This window comes from Caballeronia sp. (assembly GCF_049581465.1).
GTDB lineage: Bacteria > Pseudomonadota > Gammaproteobacteria > Burkholderiales > Burkholderiaceae > Caballeronia.
On the sequence record NZ_JBAUSA010000812.1, the window covers coordinates 1 to 3,847 of the forward strand.

At 62.1% G+C, this 3,847-nt stretch carries 5 protein-coding genes; 2 read left to right on the top strand and 3 right to left on the bottom strand.

Going from position 1 to position 3,847, the window contains the following annotated elements:
* A partial coding sequence (locus WCA53_RS19930; RefSeq protein WP_423914610.1) for a UxaA family hydrolase occupies window positions 1-519 on the bottom strand: 519 nt, incomplete at its 3' end.
* Window positions 516-860 carry a UxaA family hydrolase gene (locus WCA53_RS19935; protein WP_423914623.1) on the bottom strand — a complete coding sequence of 115 codons (345 nt, stop codon included), beginning with the start codon at window positions 858-860 and terminating at the stop codon, window positions 516-518. The genes WCA53_RS19935 and WCA53_RS19930, both read right to left, overlap by 4 nt.
* Window positions 861-1,048: 188 nt before the next feature.
* Between WCA53_RS19935 and WCA53_RS19940 the strand changes: the two genes are divergently transcribed.
* A complete protein-coding gene (locus WCA53_RS19940) occupies window positions 1,049-1,873 on the top strand; it encodes an IclR family transcriptional regulator (protein WP_423914613.1) in 825 nt (274 codons plus the stop codon).
* A 105-nt stretch (window positions 1,874-1,978) separates the two neighbouring features.
* Window positions 1,979-2,524, top strand: coding sequence for a hypothetical protein (locus tag WCA53_RS19945; RefSeq protein WP_423914616.1), 546 nt, complete (start codon window positions 1,979-1,981; stop codon window positions 2,522-2,524).
* A gap of 47 nt (window positions 2,525-2,571) precedes the next feature.
* Here the strand turns inward: WCA53_RS19945 and WCA53_RS19950 are convergent.
* On the bottom strand, window positions 2,572-3,847 hold a 1,276-nt coding region (locus tag WCA53_RS19950; protein WP_423914619.1), incomplete at its 5' end, for a GNAT family N-acetyltransferase.

The following is a 3,847-nucleotide window of genomic DNA, read 5'->3' on the forward strand; positions in this document are numbered from 1 at the left end:
GTCGGAGCCGCCGCAAATCGTCCCGACGATCAGTTCGTCGAGCCCCATCGGCACCTTCGTTTGGCGGCTAAGCGTCGCGCGCGCATCGCGAATCCAGTCGATGCCGTTCTGGATCGTGCTGCGGGTGCCGCCCTTCTCCTGGATTGTCAGCACCTCGGCGGGACGGCCACTTGCGCGCACCGCGTCAACGAGCCTGTGCTTGTTCATGCTCTCACAGCCGAGGGAAACGAACAGCACCGCGCCAACGTTCGGGTGCGTGGTCAGCCGCTCCATCATCTTTTCGGCATAGCTATTCGGATAGCAGCCGGGGAAACCGATCAGGTGGACGGGCGGCTCGTGATCGGCGGCGTTTCCCAGATCGTCGAACGCATCGAACGCCGGGCGAAATTGCGCGACGATTTCCCGCGCGACGTGATGCGCGCATTCGACCAGATAGGCCACCTCGACCACATTCCGGATGCCCTTGCGGCCATCGTCACGTGCGTAGCCCTGAAGTTGCGGGGTGGGAGTGGAAGTCATCTGCCTTGGCGGTTCCGGTGATCGACGAACGCATGGCCCACGTCGTGAGTGTAGGTGGGCAGGTAATCACTTTCCAGATTATGGGTATGCAGATGCTCGCCCGGTTGAACGTCCGCGGTGACGTGGCCGATGATTGCGCCGTAGCGCAACACTTTTTCATCGATACGGAGCGCAAAACGCGCCAGCTTGTGCCCGAGGTCGATGGTCTTCTGGAGCGTCACTTGTGCACCCTCGATCTCCACGGATTCACCCGCTTCGAGCCGGGCGGCGGCGATCAGGCAATTGTCTTGCGGACTTTGAAGAATCAACCGGGGATCGGTCGGCTTGCGAGGTGGCGACAGCACGGAGACTTCCTTTGATTCAGCGTTCAGGCGAGAAATGTGGGTTCACATTGATGCAAAAATTCATCAGTGAACGTAATATTCATAGACGGACCATTCGAAGTCAAGCAAAGTAGCTCGGGCGGGGGTCAGTACTTTCCCTACTCCGCCCTTACCCCATACTCATCGCCAGCAGAACCGGCCCAACCATGAAACCCACCGCCCAGCCAGACGATCTCACCGACCCCGACCGCTACCGCGCACCCGCCCTTGACAAGGGTCTCGATATCCTCGAATTGCTCGCCGAGCAGAAAGACGGACTCACCCGCGCCGAGATCACGAAGTCGCTCGGGCGCAACGCGAGCGAGATGTACCGGATGCTTGAGCGCCTGGTCGCGCGGCATTATGTGGTGCGCTCGCCAGCCGGTGACCGATATTCGCTCAGCCTCAAACTGTATGCGCTCGCTCATCGTCATCCGCCCATGAACCGCTTGATCGCGGAAGCAGTGCCAGTCATGCAGCGCTTCGCCGATCGCGCGGAACAGTCATGTCACCTCGCAGCCTATGACCGCGGCAACCTGCTCGTGATCGCGCAGGTGGACGGCCCAGGAACATGGGGAATTTCAGTGCGGCTCGGTGCCAAGGTCGGCTTGATCGATACCGGATCGGGACGCGTGATCCTCGCTTTCCAGACCGACGAGCAACGCGCCCATATGCTCGCCGAACATACGCGTGTGAAGGGCGAAAGCACGGTGGCGCCCCTGGCACTGGAAAGCGCCTACCGGCAGATTCGCGCCGACGGCTTCCTGCTCAAGGAAAGTCAGCAGACCTTCGGCGTGATCGATCTGAGCTATCCGCTGCTCGGACCGTCAGGTCAGGCCATCGCGACGCTCACCTGCCCATATCTTCGGCGCATCGACGAATACGTCGCGCCTTCCATTGACGACGTCAGCGCACTGCTTCGCGAGGCGGCCTCGGCGCTGTCGATGTTCCATGAGCCCGGCGCACATTCCAGTCAATCGAGCGCCGCCTGAAAATGGGGAAGACCGGGCCGCGCACGCGCGACGCGTTAGAATGGCGGCCCTCTCAAAAAGCGAAACGACGTTCTGCGCTTCGTTTCGCGTCTTCACTGCAAGGTCATGGCGAAACTTCTCTCCGATCCCGAATTCCAGCGCTTCTCCGAACTCCAGCAAAAACAGTCCAGCTTCACGATCACGAACGACGAAGCCGACGAGCTGCGCGAAATCGTCGCGCGCGCGCAGAAAAAGCGTGATGACCGCGCGGCCGCCATGCAGTCCATCGAAACCTTCGTCAAGCAGTTCGACATCAGCCCCGACGAGCTTTTTTCCGCCGAGCAGATCGCCGATGCCGCACGCAACTTCGGCCTGATTCCTGCGGCAAAGAAGGAGCGCGTGCTGCCGCCACAGTTGTCGTTCAACGGCAAGCCGTATCAGTGGACCACGCGCGCACTGCCCGACGAGATCCGCGTGCCCTTGTTCGAAGCGTTCACGGCAGGCGAATCGGTCAAGACGTTCATTGCGACGCCCAAGGACATTACGCGTTGCGCCGCCACTATTGCGCGTCTGGAGCGGGAGACCAGCACCATTTACGCCGACGCGTGGCTGGACGAGCTGGCGGTGTCCCGCGCGCAGGTCGATGAGGCGCTGGCGAAACTAGGCGCCTGAGCGTTAGCGCGCTGTCCTGCATTTGACATGCTGCACGTGAGACGGCGTCAAGCTGGCTCTGCCAAATTGGGGTCGGCCAGCCGCATCCGGAAGCCCACCACGCCCGGGTCTTCTGTTGCGGCAACCTGAAAGCCGCAGCGGCGCGCGAGCTTGATCATTGGCGCGTTTTCATGCAGCGCCTCGCCTACTATCCACCGTGTCCCGCGCGCCCTGCAATACGCGATAGTCCGCGTAAGAAGCAACATTCCCAAACGCCGGCCCTTCTGGTCCGAACGTACGGCGACGGCGAACTCCGCCGTCTCATTGTCCGGATCGGCGATCGCGCGCGCCACGCCCAAAGTCGTCATCACACCGTCCTCGTCAGTGACCGCGATAAAAGCCATTTCGCGGTCGTAGTCGATTTGCGTCATGCGTGCCAGTTGCGAGTGATCAAAGCTGCGCACCGAACTAAAGAACCGCAGGCGCAAATCCTCGGGTGTCATCGCGGCGACAAAGGCACTATGCGCGGCTTCGTCATCGGGGCGAATCGGCCGCACGGTTACTCGCAAGCCATTCCAGTCGAGCGTCTCCTCAAGCCGGCGCGGATACGGCTGAATCGCAAGCGGCGTGCGATGCGCGGCCAGCGTCAAACGAGGTTCATAGACAATCACTGACGTGGCACTCACTTGCATCGTGAGACGCAACGCGACAATCTGTTCGACTTCGCAAACAACTTGCGATAACGCCGTCAGCGCAAGAAGCAGCGCGTCCGCCGGCAATTCGCGCGCACGCGCGGAGCGCATGACGAGGTCGCGCGCCAACACCGAATTAAGCGGTGGCAACGCGAACTCGTGTAACGCGTGGGGTAATCCGAGCGCGCCCGCTGCCGTGAATTCAAATACCGGCCCGAACACGCGATGGTTCAGCAGGCGAACGTCAATCTCGATGACTTCGTGCGAGCGCGGAGCAGCCGGCCCCGCCTTCACTACGAGGCCGAATTGTTCGAGGATTCGCGACGCCCGCCCCCCTTCCAGCTCGGCGACACCCGCAGCCAACGCGGCCTGAACCTGAGCATGCGCTCCGTCGCGCGAGGCCCCCGTTTGGGCCGGCGACCCGTCGGGTGTCTGCATCAGGAGTTCCCGGTTCCGTCGATAATCCACGAGCCGTGCGAAGGCGCGCGCGAGACGCTGCGGCGTGGTGTGGACAGGAATGCCATGAGCATGAAGCGCGTCGCGGGTGACATTGTCGACGCAGCCGAAAAAGCAGGCCAGCAGGCCCCGATACGCATGCGCTTGCTGTTCGATCATCACGCGCGCGACCTCCGCGACGGGCGCGGCGTGCGTG